20 protein-coding genes and 1 other annotated feature are annotated in these 19,117 nt (G+C 44.1%); of the genes, 4 read left to right on the top strand and 16 right to left on the bottom strand.

What is annotated here, in order from left to right; genetic code table 11:
* Positions 1-1,394 (bottom strand): SafA/ExsA family spore coat assembly protein (safA, locus tag J7I96_RS14940; RefSeq protein ID WP_214925963.1); only part of this gene is annotated, 1,394 nt, incomplete at its 3' end.
* 345 nt (positions 1,395-1,739) lie between these two features.
* Between safA and ypfJ the strand changes: the two genes are divergently transcribed.
* A complete protein-coding gene (gene ypfJ, locus J7I96_RS14935; protein ID WP_214771269.1) occupies positions 1,740-2,585 on the top strand; it encodes a KPN_02809 family neutral zinc metallopeptidase in 846 nt (281 codons plus the stop codon).
* A gap of 299 nt (positions 2,586-2,884) precedes the next feature.
* Here the strand turns inward: ypfJ and nadA are convergent, their stop codons facing one another.
* Genes nadA through nadB form a run of 3 tightly spaced genes read right to left on the bottom strand, consistent with a single transcriptional unit; the run spans position 2,885 to position 6,403 of the window.
* Positions 2,885-3,991, bottom strand: coding sequence for a quinolinate synthase NadA (gene nadA / locus J7I96_RS14930; RefSeq protein WP_214771267.1), 1,107 nt, complete (start codon positions 3,989-3,991; stop codon positions 2,885-2,887).
* Positions 3,988-4,839, bottom strand: a complete 852-nt coding sequence (nadC, locus tag J7I96_RS14925; RefSeq protein WP_095395143.1) for a carboxylating nicotinate-nucleotide diphosphorylase — start codon at positions 4,837-4,839, stop codon at positions 3,988-3,990. The genes nadA and nadC overlap by 4 nt, the downstream gene beginning before the upstream one ends.
* Positions 4,820-6,403 carry an L-aspartate oxidase gene (gene nadB, locus J7I96_RS14920; protein ID WP_214771265.1) on the bottom strand — a complete coding sequence of 528 codons (1,584 nt, stop codon included), beginning with the start codon at positions 6,401-6,403 and terminating at the stop codon, positions 4,820-4,822. The genes nadC and nadB overlap by 20 nt, the downstream gene beginning before the upstream one ends.
* A gap of 103 nt (positions 6,404-6,506) precedes the next feature.
* On the opposite strand from nadB, the gene J7I96_RS14915 reads away from it, so the two are divergent.
* Complete coding sequence (locus J7I96_RS14915; protein ID WP_214771263.1) at positions 6,507-7,634, top strand: IscS subfamily cysteine desulfurase; 1,128 nt, start codon at positions 6,507-6,509, stop codon at positions 7,632-7,634.
* Between the two features lie 49 nt (positions 7,635-7,683).
* Positions 7,684-8,214 carry a transcription repressor NadR gene (locus tag J7I96_RS14910; protein ID WP_053535832.1) on the top strand — a complete coding sequence of 177 codons (531 nt, stop codon included), beginning with the start codon at positions 7,684-7,686 and terminating at the stop codon, positions 8,212-8,214.
* 60 nt (positions 8,215-8,274) lie between these two features.
* On the opposite strand, the gene J7I96_RS14905 is transcribed toward J7I96_RS14910, so the two are convergent.
* The 11 genes from J7I96_RS14905 to J7I96_RS14855 all read right to left on the bottom strand — a co-directional run bounded on the left by J7I96_RS14905 (position 8,275) and on the right by J7I96_RS14855 (position 17,492).
* A complete protein-coding gene (locus J7I96_RS14905) occupies positions 8,275-8,967 on the bottom strand; it encodes a DUF6944 family repetitive protein (protein ID WP_214925960.1) in 693 nt (230 codons plus the stop codon).
* Between the two features lie 360 nt (positions 8,968-9,327).
* A complete protein-coding gene (gene pheA / locus J7I96_RS14900; RefSeq protein WP_214771259.1) occupies positions 9,328-10,203 on the bottom strand; it encodes a prephenate dehydratase in 876 nt (291 codons plus the stop codon).
* 130 nt (positions 10,204-10,333) lie between these two features.
* Positions 10,334-10,783: an ACT domain-containing protein gene (locus J7I96_RS14895; RefSeq protein ID WP_034308837.1), complete on the bottom strand. Its 450-nt coding sequence runs from the start codon at positions 10,781-10,783 to the stop codon at positions 10,334-10,336.
* Between the two features lie 40 nt (positions 10,784-10,823).
* Positions 10,824-12,113 (bottom strand): GTPase ObgE, encoded by a 1,290-nt coding sequence (gene obgE / locus J7I96_RS14890; protein ID WP_048688961.1) that lies wholly within the window; start codon positions 12,111-12,113, stop codon positions 10,824-10,826.
* Between the two features lie 48 nt (positions 12,114-12,161).
* Entirely contained in the window at positions 12,162-12,701 is a 540-nt protein-coding gene (locus J7I96_RS14885) for a Spo0B domain-containing protein (protein ID WP_214771257.1), read from the bottom strand.
* Between the two features lie 537 nt (positions 12,702-13,238).
* Positions 13,239-13,529 (bottom strand): 50S ribosomal protein L27, encoded by a 291-nt coding sequence (rpmA, locus tag J7I96_RS14880; protein ID WP_048688955.1) that lies wholly within the window; start codon positions 13,527-13,529, stop codon positions 13,239-13,241.
* A 12-nt stretch (positions 13,530-13,541) separates the two neighbouring features.
* A complete protein-coding gene (locus J7I96_RS14875) occupies positions 13,542-13,874 on the bottom strand; it encodes a ribosomal-processing cysteine protease Prp (protein WP_048688952.1) in 333 nt (110 codons plus the stop codon).
* Positions 13,875-13,887: 13 nt separating this feature from the next.
* The gene (gene rplU, locus J7I96_RS14870) at positions 13,888-14,196 is read right to left on the bottom strand and encodes a 50S ribosomal protein L21 (protein ID WP_034308849.1); all 309 of its coding nucleotides are present in this window, start codon (positions 14,194-14,196) and stop codon (positions 13,888-13,890) included.
* Between the two features lie 13 nt (positions 14,197-14,209).
* Positions 14,210-14,293, bottom strand: a sequence feature (ribosomal protein L21 leader region).
* Between the two features lie 75 nt (positions 14,294-14,368).
* Positions 14,369-15,841, bottom strand: coding sequence for an Rne/Rng family ribonuclease (locus J7I96_RS14865; protein ID WP_214771254.1), 1,473 nt, complete (start codon positions 15,839-15,841; stop codon positions 14,369-14,371).
* 42 nt (positions 15,842-15,883) lie between these two features.
* Positions 15,884-16,750, bottom strand: coding sequence for a M50 family metallopeptidase (locus J7I96_RS14860; protein ID WP_034308855.1), 867 nt, complete (start codon positions 16,748-16,750; stop codon positions 15,884-15,886).
* Complete coding sequence (locus J7I96_RS14855; RefSeq protein WP_214771252.1) at positions 16,743-17,492, bottom strand: M23 family metallopeptidase; 750 nt, start codon at positions 17,490-17,492, stop codon at positions 16,743-16,745. Before J7I96_RS14855 ends, J7I96_RS14860 begins: the two co-directional genes overlap by 8 nt.
* A 248-nt stretch (positions 17,493-17,740) precedes the next feature.
* On the opposite strand from J7I96_RS14855, the gene J7I96_RS14850 reads away from it, so the two are divergent.
* A complete protein-coding gene (locus J7I96_RS14850) occupies positions 17,741-18,184 on the top strand; it encodes a S1 domain-containing RNA-binding protein (RefSeq protein ID WP_034308861.1) in 444 nt (147 codons plus the stop codon).
* Between the two features lie 128 nt (positions 18,185-18,312).
* Here the strand turns inward: J7I96_RS14850 and minD are convergent, their stop codons facing one another.
* On the bottom strand, positions 18,313-19,116 hold the full coding sequence (minD, locus tag J7I96_RS14845) for a septum site-determining protein MinD (RefSeq protein WP_034308862.1): 804 nt from the start codon (positions 19,114-19,116) through the stop codon (positions 18,313-18,315).
* Between the last annotated feature and the right edge of the window lies 1 nt (position 19,117).

The raw sequence follows: 19,117 nt of genomic DNA, 5'->3' as shown, positions 1-19,117 counted from the left end.
TTTTGGCCGCCCATCATCATGAATCCATCTGATTCTACTGACTCATCATCAAATTGATATTGCATATCCATTCCCATCTGAGACTCGTTAGGTGACATCCCAGCGTATGGGGCCTGTTGCTGTGATTGAACGGATTGATATTGGTGATAATCCGGGTGGTGATGTGCATTGGCATCCATCCCTTGGTTCCCTTGATACTGCCCCTTCACTTCCGGTCCATAAGTTCCAAGTAGGCCCTTATTACAGCCGCAATCTTCCTCTTCCTCACCGGCAGTCTGTGAAAACTGAGGGAAGTTTTGATTGTAGGAAGGTGATTCGCCTGGTGACTCATAATCTTGTTGCATATATGAACCTGCTTGAGGTTGTTGATTCATCCCTCCATAATAATGGTGCGGAACCGGTGCGGAGGCTTGATATGGATAGTATTGCTGGCTTGGTGCATTCATGCTCGCCCCTTGGACAAATCCATGATCCATCATTTGCATGTCAGAAGATTCTTCCCAAATATCAGAACTCTCTTCCATCATTTGATAACCATGCATTTCCGGAGCCCCCTGATACCCTTGAACGCCTTGGTATGGGGCTTGCATGCCTTGCATGTGCATATGCGCCCACGGTGGCGGTTGAATGCAATAGCCGCTTCCAGGCAAGATTGGCGTTACTGGAATACAGTCATCCACTGGCTCATCCTGAGCTGACTGTACAGCTGGCTTTTTCTTCTTCTTTTTAGTGACTGCAGGCTCTTCTTTTTTCTTTGGTAAAGGCGGTGGTGCAGGAGGCTTTTGCACACTCATATTGGTCATGTTGGCCATATAATAATTATTGACATCGATCTCCGGAATTACCGGCATAGGCACCGGCATTTCTTTTGGAACGACTTTTTGCTTTTCTTTAATGATAGGCTTTGGCTGAATGATTTGCTGCTCTTTTTTTGGTTTTTGAACGATTGGTTGCTCTTTTATAGGCTGTTGAAATTTCGGTTGCTCTTTTACCGGCTGTTGAAATTTTGGCTGTTCTTTCACCGGTTGTTGAAATTTCGGCTGCTCTTTTACCGGTTGTTGAAATTTCGGCTGCTCTTTTACCGGCTGTTGAAACTTCGGCTGTTCTTTTACAGCCGGTTTTTGCATGTTTTGCTGCTCTTTCATAGGTGCTGGCTGAGCCTGATACGGTTGAATTTGGGATTCTTTCATTCCCGGCTGAATATTCACGTTTGGTTTACCCGTTTCTTTTATTACAGCTCCGGATGTCCCTGGAATTTTAATTTTCATTCCGGGCATCATCATGTCCGGGTTGCTCAATTGCGCGTTAACTTTTTTAAGTTCTTCAAAACTGACGCCGTATTTTTTGGCGAGTTTCCAAAGTGTATCGCCTTTTTGGACTATATGAATTTTCACGCTGTTAACCCCTCCTGTGCATATGTCCATATATTCTATGAAGCAGTGGGTGAAATGCTATTATTTTTATCATGAAAACTTATGCGTGAAAAATGACTTTTATGATTGGTTCAATGATTTAGGGACATGGAAGCTACTTTTTGGAGAAGAAATAAATGATATGACATCTTAAAAAAGGAGATTCCATTGCATTCATCCTAGAAAGGAAGCAATGGTTTTTTAGTTATGTTCTGAAATCCTTCTTTCAAGCTTCTGTCTAAACTTAGTGAGATACGGGTATAAGAAAGTAAATGGCCTAAGGCTTTGTCTTCAGGTACTTATCTTACATTCCTGGGGGGAATAATAATGAAATGGAAAGGTAGAAAGGGCAGCTCGAATGTCGAGGACAAAAGAGGGATGACTGGAAAAGGCATGGCAGGAATCGGCGGAGGGGTCGGATTGGTAATTGTCTTGATCGTAACTCTCCTTGGCGGTAATCCAAGTGATTTACTGGGCAGCTTGAATTCTACTGAACCGAACAATGGCAACTCTTATGTCGAAACGGATGAAGAGAAGGAGCTTGCGCAGTTCGTATCTGTCGTCCTTGCAGAAACGGAGCAGGTCTGGACAGAAGAATTCCGTAAAAATGGACTGGAATATAAGGAACCTACCCTTGTCCTGTATTCAGGAAGTGTCGAATCGGCATGCGGGATGGCAGCTTCTTCGGTAGGGCCATTTTATTGTCCTGGTGACATGAAACTATATATTGATCTCAGCTTTTATCAAGAGTTGAAGCAAGAATTCCAGGCACCCGGGGATTTCGCCATGGCCTATGTCATTGCCCACGAGGTCGGACATCATGTTCAGACACTTTTAGGAACAACGGAAAAGGAAATGCCAGATCGGTCAATGGTCAGCGAGACTGAATATAATAGGCATTCTGTCCGTCTTGAATTACAGGCAGATTATTTGGCTGGAGTTTGGGCAAATCATGTCCAAGGAAAGAATTTGCTTGAAGAAGGCGATCTTGAGGAAGCCTTGAATGCTGCAAGTGGTGTGGGAGATGACCGTATCCAAAAAAAGGCTCAGGGGTACGTGGTTCCAGACAGCTTTACGCACGGTACATCCGAACAGAGAAAACGGTGGTTCAATAAAGGATTTAAATCCGGTGATATGAATGAAGGCAATACTTTTAAAGCGAATAACCTTTAAAAGTGCTTACTTGTTCCGAAACATAAAAAAAGGGGGAGCTTGTCCCCCTTCCGCCGACTGTCTGCCAAGCGTCTATGGGTCTCGGCTAGCCAGTTATTCGGCAGGAGTGTCGCAAATTTCTTCAATCCTGAGTTTCACTTTAAAAAAGTAAAAATTACTCGGTCTTGATTTAAAATCATGGCAATAATCCCATGATAAAATTGCATTCGGGATAAGACCATTCAATCCTCATTAGGCCGGCTTACCAAACAGGCGTTCCACCCCTCTGTTTCTTATGATTCAAAGTCTTTTGCACTGACTCAAACGCGTTCCAGCATTCTGTTTAATGCTAGGATGGCATTATCCGCAATGTTCTTCTCCACTTTTATCGGATTGATGATGATACCTTCTTCAATGGATTCAAGCGCCCATAGCAGGTGAGGCAGATCAATCCGGTTCATTGTAAGACATGGACACATATTCGGATTTAATGAGATGATGTTCTTGTCAGGATTATTGGCGATAAGACGCTTGACAAGGTTCATTTCCGTACCGATTGCCCAAGAACTACCTGGTTCGGCTTTTTCAATCATATTTATGATGTACGATGTCGAACCCGCATAATCTGACAGGGCGACTACCTCGCGGCGGCATTCGGGATGAACGATGATATTCATTTCAGGCTGCTCCGCTCTAAGCGTTTCAATATTCGCCGTAGTGAAATTTTCATGGACTGAACAATGTCCTTTCCAAAGAAGTACCTTCAGATCTTCCAGTTCCCCTTCATAGATCAATTCATCCTTATGCGGGTCCCAGACAGCCATTTCATTCAATGGGATTCCAAGGTCAAAGGCGGTATTCCTCCCAAGATGCTGATCGGGAAGAAAAAGGATTCTTTCTTTTTGCGAGAGGGCCCACGAGACCATCCCTTGTGCATTGGAAGACGTCACCGTCGCCCCGCCATTTTTCCCTACAAAAGCTTTGATGGCCGCAGTGGAATTCACATAAGTTAGCGGAAGGATCGTATCGCCAAAAAGATCCTGAAGCTTTGTCCACGCCCGTTCCGTTTGTTCAATATCGGCCATATCCGCCATGGAGCAGCCTGCACGCATATCAGGAAGGATAACCGTCTGCCCTTCTTCCGTCAAAATATCCGCTGTTTCAGCCATGAAATGCACGCCGCAAAACACGATATAATCCGCTTCACGATTTTGCGCGGAAAGCTGGGCCAATTGAAGTGAATCCCCCGTTGAATCCGAAAATTGAATGACTTCCTCCCGTTGATAATGATGGCCTGGGATATACAGACGGTTCCCCAGTCGTTTCTTGATGCCATGGACCCGATTCTCCATCTCTTCCTTTGTCATCGTTTTATACTTTTCAGGCAATGTATTTCCTGCTGTTTTAGCCATCTCCAATATGTTCATTTCAATATCCCCTCCTGCTCTTTGACCTTTGCGCTAATATCCAGTGCTCTGACACTGTGCGTCAAGCTGCCCAACGAAATATAATCTACCCCTGTTTCCCGATATGAGGCTAGATTGTCTAAATGGATTCCTCCAGAAGCTTCAGTAATGATGTGGGCGGGAACCAATTTGATCAGTTGCTTGATTTCTTCGGGACTCCGGTTATCGAACATGATGATATCTGCACCGGCTTCCACTGCTTCAAGCACCTGTTGTGGTGATTCCGTTTCCACTTCCACTTTAGTGGTATGTCCCAGTTTGGATTTTACCGTTTGTACCGCTTTCGTTATGGACCCAGCGAAAGAAATATGGTTGTCCTTTATCATGACTGCATCATATAAACCATAACGGTGATTGAATGCCCCGCCTGAACGGACCGCATATTTTTCAAGCATCCGCAGGCCTGGTGTAGTTTTCCTCGTATCACAAGCTCTCGTCTTCGTCCCCGCTAATATCATGGCCGCTTTATGAGCCTGTGTCGCAATGCCGGACATACGCTGCACCAAATTCAAAACGACCCGTTCCCCTTTTAAAAGGGAGGCCATATCGCCGGTCATTTTTGCAAGCTGCTGTCCTTCTTCGAATACTTCGCCATCTTGAACAAAAAGGAAAACCTCTATTTGCTCATCCAGCAATGCAAACCCCGTCTTGATGACGTCCCCTCCACTGAAGACCCCGCCTTCTTTTGCGATGAATGTCAAGGTTCCTTGTTCACCTTGATCAAAAATCGTATCACTCGTTACATCGCATTCCCCTATATCTTCCATTAAAAATTGTTGCAGCATCTGCTTAAGCTTCAATATATTCATATAGTTGTCTCCCTTTCACTCGGTTTTTTACATCCGTGCAAGCAAGGATAACCGAATTATCAAGCCATTGGGTGTCATCTTCGCTTGGATAGTCACTGCGGAAATGACCGCCCCTGCTTTCCGTCCTGGTCAATGCGGATTCTGCAATCAGCCACGCCACAATAATGGCATTGATTTTCGTTATTTCCTGTATCGGTAATGCCGTCACTTCCATTTGCAGCAATTTTTCGATATTAAACGTTTCAAGATAATCCTTCAGTCGAGTTAAACCCGCTTCATTTCGAACGATTCCCGCCTCGTTCATTAATTTTTCCTGCAATGTCGTGAAATCAGGTAAAAAGGAAATTTGGCTGGAACACTTGTACTGCTCTTTTTCTTGCGGTATCGACCTTGACGCCACTTTAGCAAGGAAACGGCCTAGCGTATTTCCAAAAACCAGTCCTTCGAGAAGGGAGTTGCTTGCCAATCGGTTTGCACCATGTACACCAGTGCATGCCACTTCACCAACTGCATACAAAGAGGGTACTGAGGTTTGACCCGATTCATCCACTTCAATCCCTCCCATTAGAAAATGGTTTCCAGGTGCAACCGGAATTTTACCCAATTCAAGGTCCAGCCCGCTTTTTTCACATAATGAGGTAACTGTCGGAAAACGATTTTTAAAATCCTTAATCATCGAAATATCCAAAAATACCTTTTCACCGCGCTGTATATAAGAAAAGATCGTCTGTGCAACAACATGCCTTGGTGCTAGATCCTTCAAGCCATGGACATCCTCCATGATTGGCTTTCCCATTTCCGTCACTAATCTCGCACCATCCCCGCGAACCGCTTCAGAAACCAGGCCTTTCGCTTGGCCATTTACAAAAAGCAGAGTCGGATGGAACTGTATGAATTCCATGTCACGAACTTTTGCACCAGCCTTGAATGCAAGTGCGATTCCATCACCTGAAACCGTTTGTGAATTTGAAGTGAAATGGTATAGGGAGCCACAGCCGCCTGTTGCCAAAACAGTCTGTTCAGCATGATAGGTTACGAGTTCCCCTGCCCTATCAAGTGTTTTAACGCCTATGCAAGAATCATCTTTCCCGATAATCAACTCCACTGCAGTAACATTCTCCATCACAGTAACCGATGATTTTTTCAAGCAGCCTATAAGATGTTCCATGATGTACTTTCCGGTAGCATCACCGTGACTATGGAGGATTCTTCGTTCACTGTGGGCGCCCTCCATGCCAAGCAATAGAGTTCCGTCATGATCATGGTCAAATTGCATACCCGATTCTATAAGTTCAGCTATAACCGAAGGTGCCTCTTCGACGAGCTTTTCCACTGCCTTCACTTTGTTATATCTCTGACCAGCCGCCAGCGTATCTTTTTTATGTAAGGATACTCTGTCACGATCAGATATTGCAGCAGCAATCCCGCCCTGAGCTAAATATGAATTACCATGACGAATATTCGATTTTGTGATGAGTATCACATGCTTATGCTCACTTGCTTCCAATGCCGTTTTCAAGGCAGCAATCCCGCTGCCTATCACGATGATTTCCGCTTTTACCATTATTTCATTCCTCCTGTTTATGACAGGTGTCTTGACAACTATATTTACATATTATTAAACTATTATCAAGAGTTTTTTAAGATTAAAGGATGGAAGTGATTTCTTGATTTATTTGGATTACGCCGCTACAACACCGATTGACGAGGAGGCTCTCGACGTATTCAGCCAAGCATCCCGGAAGTTTTTCGGGAATGCGAGCAGTTTGCATGATATTGGCTCTGAAGCGGCACGTTTATTGGATATGTCACGGCAGCAACTCGCAGAAATGCTGAACATAAAAAAGGAAGGAATCATCTTTACGAGCGGCGGATCAGAAAGCAACATGCTTGCGATAAATACATTCATCGCTTCGAAACCATCCTGGCAGAACCATTTGATTGTAAGCCGGACTGAACATGCATCTCTTGCCAATTTCGTCGAAAAGCTTGAACAAGATGGCTTCGAGGTTACTTATTTACGGCATTTGGAAGATGGCCGTGTTGATATTGGACATCTGCAGGAATCCATGTCGGAGAGAACATGCTTAGTCATTGTCCAACATGTGAATTCGGAAATCGGGGTCATTCAACCCATTGAGCAAATAAGTGAAATCGTTCGAAAACACCAGGCTTTTTTTCATGTGGATTGCGTCCAATCATTTGCTAAATTACCGCTTGGCAAGATAGCCGCCTCATGTGATGGACTATCCGTTTCCAGTCATAAAGTTTATGGTCCAAAAGGGACCGGGGCCGTCATTTTCCCGGCCATCCATCAGTTGAAGGCTTCGGTACCGAATATCACTCATGAATATGGTTTCAGACCAGGAACAGTGGACGTCCCCGCGATAGCTTCCTTCGTGACCGCTGCTAAGAAATTAGGAGACATCATGGAAGATGAACGAAAACGGATTTCCGCACTTAGGACGCAATTGATTCAACGGCTGACGGATTTGAAAATCGATTTTCAAATCATCGAAGCAAAATACGAGCAATTGCCTCACATACTGGCACTGACCTTCGCAGGATTGCAAGGACAGTACATCATGCTGGAATTAAACCAGAAAGGATTCGCCGTTTCGACGGGAAGCGCCTGCCAAATCGGTAAACAGGATCCTTCAAAAACGATGATGGCCATTGGAAAAAGCGAAGATGAAGCCCATCAATTCGTCCGCTTTTCCTTTGGCAAAAACACGACAACCGGCGACATTCACAAGTTGGCGGACTGCATCGAAGGAATAGCTTCCATTCGATAAACCCCTCCAATCTGTGTTAGAATGTTTGTAATTAAAGAGGTGAATGTTTATGGAAAGAAAGAAACTACTTGGGGAAGAAAGACGGACGAAACTCTTACATTTATTGCAAACAAGCACGGAGCCTGTAACGGGCAGCGAGCTTTCGCAAATAACGAATGTAAGCCGGCAGGTTATCGTTGGTGACATAACCCTCCTGAAAGCGCGGAATGAACCTATCATTGCCACAAGCCAAGGCTATCTGTACCTACAAACGGGGAGCACGCAGAAGCCGGAAAGGATCATTGCTTGCCAGCACGATCCTTCCCGGACCCAAGAAGAACTATATTTACTAGTGGATATCGGCATCACGGTGAAAGATGTCAAAATCGAGCACCCCGTATACGGCGACCTAACCGCTTCCATCATGGTCAGCAGCCGTAAGGAGGTCCAGCAATTCCTTTCAAGGGTGACGGCAACGAATGCATCGTTTTTATCGGAACTGACGAGCGGCATCCATCTCCATACACTGAGCGCATCATCTGAAGAACTGCTCGACGAAGCGGAGTGCGCTTTGAGGGATGCCGGCATTTTAGTCGATTGAATGAACGAAAAATCCTCAAAAGATAGGGCTTTTGAGGATTTTTTTTATGGACTCTCATGCTCACTCAGCATTGGAGTTGCTTTCATTTGAGCTTCCATTCCCGGAGTTTTCATCTTCGTTACTTCTCAACTGCCCTATAAGGCTAATGACGGAACCGACCGCCTGTACCCAGCCCCCCACCACTTGAATTAATTCTGCATCAGATGGCTTCTCTTCCAAATTAGGATATTGATATTTTTGCTGTTCCTGCTCCTTATCTTGTTCTTCTTGTTCTTGATCCTTATCTTGGTCTTTTTCCAGAATGCTATTTTTAAGTTCGGCAATTCCACCCATCGCTTGCATCGAATTCCCAATCGCCTGCAACAAATTTCCCGTAGCATTGAAGGCCTGTTCCGGTTCATCCGGATTTTCGTATGCCCCCGCCAAAGCGGTTCCTCCTCCCAACGCTTGAATCAGATTGCCTTTGATGATTAATTCCTGTTTCGTTATTTCATCAAAATCAATGACTAAGCCTAAGATAACAGTCGAATTTCCGATTGCCTGTATTATATTCCCGAATTTATCTAGAGACCAGGTTTCTTCCGCGTCGGCCAATAAGGCATTTCCTGTTGCTTGAAGTTCATTTCCAATCAAATCCAAGTTATTACGAAATTCTTCGTCCAAGACATAGGAGGGTGTACCCGCTATAGCAGAAATGACAGTTCCTATCGCTTGAATCCAAGAACCGAAAGTTTCTTTGAATTGATTACCCATCTCTGCTGACCACCACCCTCTCCCCGCATTTTTGATTAAAAAGGTGCATCCACTGAATTAGTTTTCATAATATGTATTGCCAGTTCCACATGTGGCCCACCGAGATTTACTTATTGTATTTGCTTCCAGCACAATCGGTGTTTGTTTTTCATCCAGAATCATAGGCACTTTTTATCATGAAAAACTTCGCACCTTCCCAAAATCCAATAAACCTGCCTATTGCTATATATTTCATCAAATGACAGCCCACCATTTTAGGAACTTGTACACAAGGGAAATACAAATCTTAACGAACACAAAAAATGCCCTGGAAATAATTCCGGGGCACCCTTCTTATTCATTGTACTCAGCTTTTAACATTCATCGTTGCGGTACACCAGTTTGGACTTTAAAGCATGTATAGCTTCCCATGATCGATACCGTACATCCTAAGGCCTCGAGCTCAGAGATCGCTCCTGGGATGAGGACATCGTCAAGGGACATTTCGATGTCGATGATGAAGAAGTAATTGCCCAATCCTGTTTTCATGGGTCTTGATTCAATCTTGGAAAGGTTAAGTTTCCTCCAGGAAAAAGCGGAAAGCACTTGGTGCAGCTGCCCTGAATGGTCGGCAGGCAGTTGAATCATCAAGGTCGTTTTCTTGTCCCCTTCAACGGTCAAATGCCCTTCATAGTCGACTTCACTGTTGGATATGACGATAAACTTGGTGTGATTATGTTCATAATCGTGAATATTTTGTTTTACAATCGTCAAACCGTACTCCTCCGCAGCCATATCATTTGCAATCGCAGCAATATTGATATCGGGATTCTCCAACACCATCTTCGCAGCGGCTGCTGTGGATGTCACATACTCATACGGAATGCCCCTTAGCTCATTATGTAGGAATTTGCGGCATTGAGCGATGGCATGGGAATGTGAATAAACCATGTCAGGTTTGAAACCAGGATATGCATGATCCGGGTGCACCATATAATGCTGTTGGATTGGAATCGTCACTTCGCCTTTCATCGGCAATGTGACTTCATGGACTAAGTAATCCATCGTTATATTTACCGAACCCTCCAAAGCATTCTCGATCGGCACGAGCGCGTGATTCACTTCCCCGTCCCGAACAGCATCAAGGCAGTCCGGAATCGTGTTCATCGGTATTTTTATATCATTAGGAAATAGTCGCGATACAGCTAAATCCGTGAACGTTGCTTTTGGTCCAAGAAATGCAATTTTTGCTGTCATATTATAAACTCCTTCTCACGGAAAATCTATTGTTTATGTTATGCCATTTTCTGATTTTTTACAATAGTTAATCGTTAATTTCCTCTTACAAATGAAAACAGCCTGTACATGTGTAATGTACAGGCTGTTTTCATGCGCCGTTACCAATGATTTCGACTTTTTCGACGAACTCCATTTTACGCAGTTTAGTGAGCAGTTCATTAATATCCATCGTCATCCCACCCGTATTCAGGGATAGGGTGACATTTGCACGTCCCTGTAAAGGAATCGTTTGGTGGATGGTCATGATGTTGCAACCGGATGAGGCGACGAGCCGTAAAAGCTCCGATAGAGTACCAGAACGATCTTCAAGATAGAAGAACAGTGTAATCAGCTTTTCCTTAACAACTGTATGAAACGGAAAAACCGTGTCACGGTATTTGTAAAAAGCACTCCTGCTTAGGTCCACTCGCTGTACCGCTTCCCAAACTGATTCCGCTTTTCCCCGTTCGATCATTTCTTTTGCATCCAGCGTTTTTTTCATCGCTTCGGGAAGGACATCCTCTCGAACGAGGAAAAATTTCTGATCGGACTTATTCAAACTCCGCACGCCTCCTTTTGCCTGCCATCATGGTCTCCAATCAATCAACAAATTCAAATTCATATTCAAGGATACGGACGATATCGCCGTTTGTCGCACCTTTTTGGCGAAGGCCTTCGTCGACTCCGAATGAACGAAGCTGTCTGGCGAACCGACGTATGGACTCTTCACGGGTGAAGTCAGTCATTTTGAATAGACGCTCGATCTTGAATCCTGATACGGCAAAGCTGCCATCGGGTTCGCGTTCAATGTTAAATTCATCCGACTGTGATGTATGTTTATATAGTACCCGGTGGATTCCAGTATTCTCTTCTTCATGTTCAAGAGGGAACTCAGGGGTCTCTTCGATTTTATCAGCGATTGCATAAAGAAGCTCACGGATCCCTTCACGCGTCACGGCAGAAATCGGGAAGACAGGATAGTCTTCTTCCAGCTTTTCTTTGAAAGCAGCTAAGTTATCTTCTGAATCCGGCATATCCATTTTACTTGCTACAATGATTTGCGGACGTTCAGTCAAGCGCAGGTTATACTCTTCCAATTCTTTATTGATTGTTTGGTAGTCTTCATATGGATCCCGGCCTTCAAGACCCGACATATCGATTACATGAACAATTACCCTCGTTCTTTCAATATGGCGCAGGAATTGATGTCCAAGTCCCACTCCTTCTGAAGCGCCTTCGATCAGACCAGGTAAATCGGCCATGACGAAGCTGCGGTGATCTTCCGTTTCCACCATTCCGAGGTTCGGTACGATCGTTGTAAAATGATATTCGGCAATTTTAGGCCTAGCTGCGGATACGACAGAAAGCAAAGTGGATTTCCCTACACTTGGGAAACCAACCAAACCGACATCAGCCAACAGTTTCAATTCCATGACGATATCGCGTTCTTGGCCGGGTTCGCCATTCTCCGCGATTTCAGGTGCAGGATTTGCAGGCGTGGCAAAACGGGAATTTCCCCGGCCTCCGCGGCCACCTTTGGCGATAACGGCGCGTTGTCCATGCTCAACTAAATCAGCAATGACTTCCTTCGTTTTATCATCGATGACAACGGTGCCAGGTGGAACCTTGATGACCATATCTTTTGCAGCCGCACCATGCATGTTTTTGGACATGCCATGTTCTCCGCGAGGTGCCTTAAAGTGACGTTGGTAACGGAAATCCATTAATGTACGCAAGCCCTCTTCCACTTCAAATACGACATTGGCCCCATTACCGCCATCTCCGCCAGCCGGTCCGCCTTTAGGTATGAATTTCTCACGACGATAAGCAACTATCCCGTTACCACCGTCTCCGCCTTTTACATAGACTTTCGTTTGATCGACAAACATGCTATCACTTCCTTGTTTTCTGCAAGTCAATTCTTGCTGTATACTTCTCTAAAAGTTAATATCCATCTTAAAAAATATTTCATCCTCATTACATTCAAGAATTTCAATTGATTGCTCGGCCGTTAATGAACTTTCCAAAAACTCGATCACTGGGGATTGATCAATGAACCTGCCTTGCATATGAAATGTACAGTGCATATCGCTCACTTCTTTTTTACACATAGAAACAGCCAGTATATTTTCAAAAAACGGATCCAGGTTTTTATCCAGAATCTTGAAGAAATCGCATGTCCAGCGATACATCAGCCCGTCCATCTCGGTTGAGCCTTCGAAAACATCAATGATTTCATATTCGCAATAAAATGATCCATTATTCCAATTCGACGTCAACAGCATCTCGGTGAACTTAGGTAAATTCAAACTGGAAAGTCGTGCTTCATTCTGGGTTTCAACAATGATTTCATCAATGATGCCCTTGACACGATCAATTCTGTTCAACTCCAGATTCCCTTTGATGATTTGAATTTTATTCAGCCAGTCATGCCTGGTTTGACGCAGAGTTTCAATAGTCGTCCAATTTTTATCCATTATTAACACCTTCAATTATGATAAAGAAACTTTTTTCAGCTCTATCATGTTGAATACTTCCATTTGTACAGTATATCAAAAAAACAACAAACAGGAAATGAAGCTCGATTCACATGCCTTCACATGAAAGCCCCCGTCCAAAAAATACAGCCGCACACCCTGAGTTCTTTGGACGATGGTAGAGCCATTTGAACTAAAAAAGAGAATGGGCCTTATTTATGCACCAATTGGAGATATTATAGTTGAATTGGAGTGTCTATTTGGTTTAACCAAATCGGATGGAGGAATAATCTTGGATTTCCCCCCTGAAAGTTTAAGAAAGCCCGCCTATTGGCGAGCCTTTTGTAAGTCAGAGGTTGTTTCCTTATACTAATGACTAAAGTCTCCTGCAAAATGCTGGTTCGTTCCTATAGTATAAATAAAGGGCCGGACCCCTTCATCACTATATAGCATACCATTATTAAAAATGACGCGGTATATAGTGTCTTGTAGAAGGAATCAGACCCTTTTGAGTCAGCCTCTGTTCAAAGATGCCAATTATGCTTCTTGTGCAACTGGATATACGCTTACTTTTTTACGGTCACGTCCGAAACGTTCGAATTTAACAACACCGTCTACTTTAGCGTATAGAGTATCGTCTCCACCACGGCCTACGTTCTCACCTGGATAGATTTTTGTTCCGCGTTGACGGTAAAGGATAGAACCACCAGATACGAATTGACCATCTGCACGTTTAGCGCCAAGACGCTTGGAGATTGAGTCACGTCCGTTCTTTGTAGAACCTACTCCTTTTTTCGAAGCGAAGAACTGAAGATCTAATCTTAACATTTGTTCCACCTCCTATTGGTTGAGGATAATTTTCATGTATTTACCATAATCACGTTCGATGGTTTGCAGTGATATGAGCATTCCGTTCAAAAGCAGCTGAACCTTCTCTTCCGATTCCGGCGAAAGATTCCCCGGAATGGCGCAGCGAAGATAGCCGCCTTCTCGCCCTTGCTCAATCTCAGGCTCTACGTCCGTTAAGGACATGATGGCATTGACTGCCCCGAAGGAAACAGCCGATACACCTGCACAAACGATATCAGAACCTTTTTTAGCAAAATTAGCATGTCCGCTTAAGGTGAACGAAGCAATCCGTTCCTGCGGAGCATCAAATACAACTTTGATCATCTAGAAACAGCCCTTACGCGTTGATTGCTTCGATAACAACTTTAGTGTATGGTTGACGATGACCTTGTTTTTTACGATTGTTTTTCTTCGCTTTGTATTTGAAAACAGTGATTTTCTTTTGCTTACCTTGTTTTTCGACAGTACCTGTTACAGTAGCGCCTTCAACTAGTGGAGCACCGACTTTCACGTCTTCGCCACCTACGAATAAAACTTTGTCAAATGTAACAGTTTCGCCTGCTTCTGCGTTTAATTTTTCAATGTAAACCGCTTCGCCAGCTGCTACTTTAATTTGTTTACCGCCAGTTTCGATAATTGCGTACATACTTGCACCTCCTTAAATGTCTCAGACTCGCCAATCACAGGCGTTTTACCAAAAAGGCAAAAGCTTAAAACCTGATGTTGAGCGGTTGTAGCACGGGTGCTACAAACATAACATTAAAATCCTACCATGAAACAGGAAAGGCTGTCAATATATTTATAACAATTCCCGCTCTTCACTCGAAAGCGCGCCCGATTTCCTGAATGCTTCCGAATCGCTTGATGGAATAGGCATTCGTCAAACCTGGGATAAAAGACAGGAATATCTTTTTAGCGATCAATTCCTCCAATGCCGGCCGATATGATTCCTTTTCACCAAGCAGCACGTCCGCCACCGCTTTACTGACCTCCACCCATACCGCTTCATCATCCGTCTTCCTGTGTTCCAGCAGTTCACGTTCCAACCGGAAGGCCACCGTTTCCGGGCTCTCGATTTTACCGCTTCCACTGCACACAGGGCAAGGCACCGTCGTCATTTCACTTAAAGACGGGGAGGTTCGCTTTCTCGTCATTTGTAAAATGCCCAGTTCCGTAAAACCGATGACCTGGATTCGCTTCTCATCCCTCATCGCTTCCTTTTTAACGATTTCGATGATTTCCTGCTTATGCCGGGACTGGTCCATATTGATGAAATCTATCAGGATGATTCCGCTGATATTCCTCAATCTCAGTTGACGGGCGACCTCTTTCGCCGCAGCCTGATTAACCGCAAACAATGTTGCTTCCTTCGCCACCTTGCCGGTGAACTTACCTGAATTGACATCGATTACGGTGAAAGCTTCCGTTTCTTCAAAAATTAAATATCCGCCATTATCAAGCCAAACGATTTTCTTGGCCATTTTCTCAACTTGCGCTTCCACATTCCATTCGGAAAAAATATTCTTGGTACCCGCTACATGGGATATTTCCCACTCCTTACGGTTTTCCTGTATCCACTTTTTCAACTCGCGATAGGCCTCGAAGTCATCGATGGCAAGTTCCCCGGTCACCGTTCCCGACATTTCGGAAATGATCATATCAAGGTATGCGTCCCTTTCATAGAGAAGGGACGGGGCCTTAAGGGACGCAGCCTTGACTTCAAGCCCTTTATGGAGCTCCCGCAATCCAGTTAACCTGTCAAGGAAGACCGATTCACTTTCGTTCTCCATCGAGGTGCGGACAATCAATCCTTCATCAGGATTTTTATGCTGCATGGCCGTTTCCCGCCATTGCTTCTGAAGACCGTCGTTTTTGAATTTCTTTGAAACACCAACATAATCTATTCCATGTATGTATACGAGGGACTCCGTTGAAAACTCGATCAGCCCCGTCAATTTAGCTCCTTTTGTTCCCGTTTCATCCCGCGTCACCTGAACTAGCAGCTTTTCTCCCTGACGGACAAATTGACCGATGGATGCTTTCCCATCACTTTTTTTTGTAAGCTGGAAAGAGGGAATCTCGTCACGGTGTAAAAAACCATTCTTCTCTGCACCATAATCAATGAAGGCGGCATCCATTCCCGGCAGCACCTTCGTCACCTTCCCAAGATAAATATTACCGACCGTACTGCGCTTTTGAGGCGGCATGATTTCAAGTTTACGTAAAACACCATTCTCAAGGACGGCCACTCTTTTTTCGCGTGAAGCCAGGTTCGCGATCATTTTTTTCATCAAAAAAAATCCTCTCCTCAATTTGAAGAAAGGATAACATATTTAATAAGAATATAATAGGTCGCCGATTTTCCCGTTCGTCATTTTCTCCGAAAAATAGGCATGAAGGATTTCCGTTTCATCCAACGAGCCGCTCTCTTTCCCGTTTTTCATGATGATGACGGGGTGTTTACAGCCGCGTTGAAACAGTTCCAGCACTTTATAAATCGGTTCTTGTGAATCCACCGATATCGGCTTCAGTTTCGCCAAATCATTCGTATGCCCGTAATGGCGCTGCAAAAGAAAGCGGATGAACGCGTAATACCTCTGCCGCCATTCCATGACGAGTGAGAGACTTATGAAAAAGATGATGAGCCAGATGTTCAAATTGAGCGGATCCAGTATGATCCAGGTCAAAAAAGCCAGGACAGCGAATACTGCAGAAAAATGAAGGGTATGTTTCTGTGCTTCCAAAAAGGTGCAGTATAGGGAAATACCGATGAATAACAAGCGTCCCCCGTCCAAGGGCCAAATTGGCAGCAGATTAAAAATCAGCAGCATGAGATTCATATACAAAAAGGGCTGATACAGCTCATATGGGATAATAGTAAAGAAATAGAGCAAAAAAGCTGCACCAATGAGCCAAACATGTTGAAGCGGACCGGCAAGCACCACCGCCAAATCCTCCTTCAAACTCTTATTTCCATACTCCTCAGTCTCGACAGCCCCGCCAAAAGGAAGCAGCTGGATTGACTTTATCCGCCATTTGAAGTGCTGGGCACAGACAGCATGCCCCATTTCATGAATGAAGACGATGAGCAGCAGCATCATCATTTCAACGAAATGGGCAGTGAGGATGGCGATGCCAATGACAAACCACAGTGTCGGGTGCACCCTGATTTTAAACAGTAACTTCGCATATTCACTCAAAGGAAATCACCTTTTTGGGATCGACGAAAGCATCATTTTCTTTTATCGCTAAATAAAATCTGCCCTTGGATCCATCTTCACTTAGTGTAACCTGTCCGACTTCATTGCCCTTTTTAACGAACTCATACAATTTCACATCAATTTCTTTCAGCTGCCCATACCAAGATTCAGTTTTATTGGCATGCTGAATGACTACCGTCTTTCCGATCCCCTCCTTTTCACCGGCAAAAATGACGACCCCTTCATTAACGGCCTCTACTTTTGAGCCTTTGCTCGTTTCCAATATGATTCCCTCACCGTTCGTCTCGAAGTTTTGGGCAATCTTCGCAGAAGCTGGCATTGCATATTCCTCATTCGAATCAACAGTTTCCGTATTGGCTTCATTCGGTAAAAAAGCGATTGGTTTACCAAACGCACTTTCGTACCAATTGGAGATTGAAGCGAACTGAAATTCCTTGTTCATGTTCTCCGTGACAAAACTTCTGGCAGGGTCCAGCCGCACAGAAGGGTGTTTGAACATCACCGCAACTATCAGGAACAGGCATACACTGGCAAGGATTTTAAAGAAAAAATATTCTTTCTTGAAGAGTGGATGATCTTTCTCGGAATACCCGTTATAAGAATCAATTCCATATGGTTCCTCATTGTTGATTTCCGTCCAACTGCCGCTTCCTGCCGGCTTATCATTAAACTTGCGTCTCTTGGCAATACGATTTCGGATATCTTTCCTGCGATCATCCATTCCAGATTCCCCTCCCTGCTCATGTCAAAGCGCTATATTACAACGTATGAGCAACTTGTCCAGACTATGACGGGGAAAAGCTGCACATCCTGAAAAATTTTTCCAATGAAAAAAATCATCAGGAAACTAATGAATTTCCAAGGTGTTTCTGTATCGATTAAGAAAATCTAATAATTGAGATTGATATTGTTCCCTGAAATTTGTTATAATAAAGTGGTTTTAACATTATTGAGGGGGAACATTTTTTTATGTCAATCGAAATAGGCAGCAAAGTACAAGGTAAAGTAACAGGTATCACTAATTTTGGAGCATTCGTAGAATTACCAGGAGGCTCAACAGGTCTTGTGCATATCAGTGAGGTAGCAGATAGCTATGTAAAAGACGTAAATGACCATCTTAAAGTAGGCGACCAAATTGAAGTAAAAGTGATTAGTGAGAAAGACGGAAAAACTGCCTTGTCCATCAAAAAGGCTATAGATAGACCCGAAGGGCAAACCTCTTCTTATACCAAACGCCCACCACGCCAAGGGGATAGCCGTTCTAAAGATTTTCGTTCAAAAGGTAATTTCCAACCAAAGGAAAATTTCGAAGATAAAATGGTGCGCTTTTTAAAGACTAGCGAAGAAAATTTATCGACTCTTAAACGCAGCACTGAATCAAAACGCGGCGGCAGAGGCGGAAGACGCGGATAACCCGCTGCATTTCAGCATATAGAACAGGCAAGCCGGGATACGGCTTGCCTTTTTTATTTTCATGAAGTTCCATGCAAAAAAAAGCGAGGGCATCAAATGCTCCCGCTTCTTGACAAAAGAATATGGATTTACCGCACGCTAAAGAATTTTTTCAACTTGGACATGAAGCCCTTTGGTTCGCTGCCAATTGGAGTCAAGGGCACAGATTCACCAAGGATCCTTCTGGCAATGTTCCGATAGGCTAGCGAGACTCTATTGTCCGGATTGTAGGCAATGGGTTCCTTTTTATTCGCTGCCACAATGACCTGGTCATCATCAGGGATGACGCCGATCAAATCAATCTTAAGAAAATCGGCAACTCCATCGATATCCATTTCTTCATCCTCATGAAGCAAATGTCCGCGAATCCGGTTGATGATCAATTGAGGCGGTTCAATATGCTCTTCTTTTTCAAGCAAGCCAATAATACGGTCAGCATCCCTTACAGCCGGTCTCTCTGCCGTCGTAACGATAATCGCCTTGTCTGCCCCAGCTATGGCATTCCTGAACCCCTGTTCGATGCCTGCAGGGCAATCAATGATGACATAATCATAGTCAGGCTTCATATCGCTTATGAGTTTCCTCATCTGCTCTTCATTCACCACTGTTTTATCACTATTTTGCGGAGCTGGAAGCAAATAAAGCAAATCCTCGAAATGTTTATCCTTAATGAGCGCCTGGTGTATCTTGCAGCGCCCTTCGACCACATCGACCAAATCATAGATGATGCGATTCTCCAATCCCATGATCACATCCAAATTCCGAAGACCAATATCCGTATCAATCAAGCAAACCTTCTTGCCTAGAAGAGCTAAAGATGTTCCTAAATTGGCGGAGGTGGTCGTTTTCCCGACACCACCCTTACCGGATGTTATAACTATTGCCTCTCCCACG

The organism is Bacillus sp. ISL-78 (assembly GCF_018613455.1).
GTDB classification, from domain to species: Bacteria; Bacillota; Bacilli; order Bacillales; family DSM-1321; genus Peribacillus; species Peribacillus frigoritolerans.
Note: the sequence above shows the minus strand (reverse complement) of the source record. Positions and strands in the feature narration are given on the sequence as shown.

Coding starts and splice junctions, on each gene's coding strand:
- J7I96_RS14850 (WP_034308861.1), top strand. CDS start 17,741: ATGTCAATCGAAATAGGCAGCAAAGTACAAGGTAAAGTAACAGGTATC.
- J7I96_RS14855 (WP_214771252.1), bottom strand. CDS start 17,492: ATGGATGATCGCAGGAAAGATATCCGAAATCGTATTGCCAAGAGACGC.
- rplU (WP_034308849.1), bottom strand. CDS start 14,196: ATGTACGCAATTATCGAAACTGGCGGTAAACAAATTAAAGTAGCAGCT.
- rpmA (WP_048688955.1), bottom strand. CDS start 13,529: ATGTTAAGATTAGATCTTCAGTTCTTCGCTTCGAAAAAAGGAGTAGGT.
- J7I96_RS14865 (WP_214771254.1), bottom strand. CDS start 15,841: ATGAAAAAAATGATCGCGAACCTGGCTTCACGCGAAAAAAGAGTGGCC.
- J7I96_RS14905 (WP_214925960.1), bottom strand. CDS start 8,967: ATGGGTAATCAATTCAAAGAAACTTTCGGTTCTTGGATTCAAGCGATA.
- pheA (WP_214771259.1), bottom strand. CDS start 10,203: ATGACAGCAAAAATTGCATTTCTTGGACCAAAAGCAACGTTCACGGAT.
- J7I96_RS14875 (WP_048688952.1), bottom strand. CDS start 13,874: ATGATCAAAGTTGTATTTGATGCTCCGCAGGAACGGATTGCTTCGTTC.
- nadA (WP_214771267.1), bottom strand. CDS start 3,991: ATGAACATATTGGAGATGGCTAAAACAGCAGGAAATACATTGCCTGAA.
- J7I96_RS14885 (WP_214771257.1), bottom strand. CDS start 12,701: ATGGATAAAAATTGGACGACTATTGAAACTCTGCGTCAAACCAGGCAT.
- J7I96_RS14910 (WP_053535832.1), top strand. CDS start 7,684: ATGGAAAGAAAGAAACTACTTGGGGAAGAAAGACGGACGAAACTCTTA.
- ypfJ (WP_214771269.1), top strand. CDS start 1,740: ATGAAATGGAAAGGTAGAAAGGGCAGCTCGAATGTCGAGGACAAAAGA.
- nadB (WP_214771265.1), bottom strand. CDS start 6,403: ATGGTAAAAGCGGAAATCATCGTGATAGGCAGCGGGATTGCTGCCTTG.
- nadC (WP_095395143.1), bottom strand. CDS start 4,839: ATGAATATATTGAAGCTTAAGCAGATGCTGCAACAATTTTTAATGGAA.
- obgE (WP_048688961.1), bottom strand. CDS start 12,113: ATGTTTGTCGATCAAACGAAAGTCTATGTAAAAGGCGGAGACGGTGGT.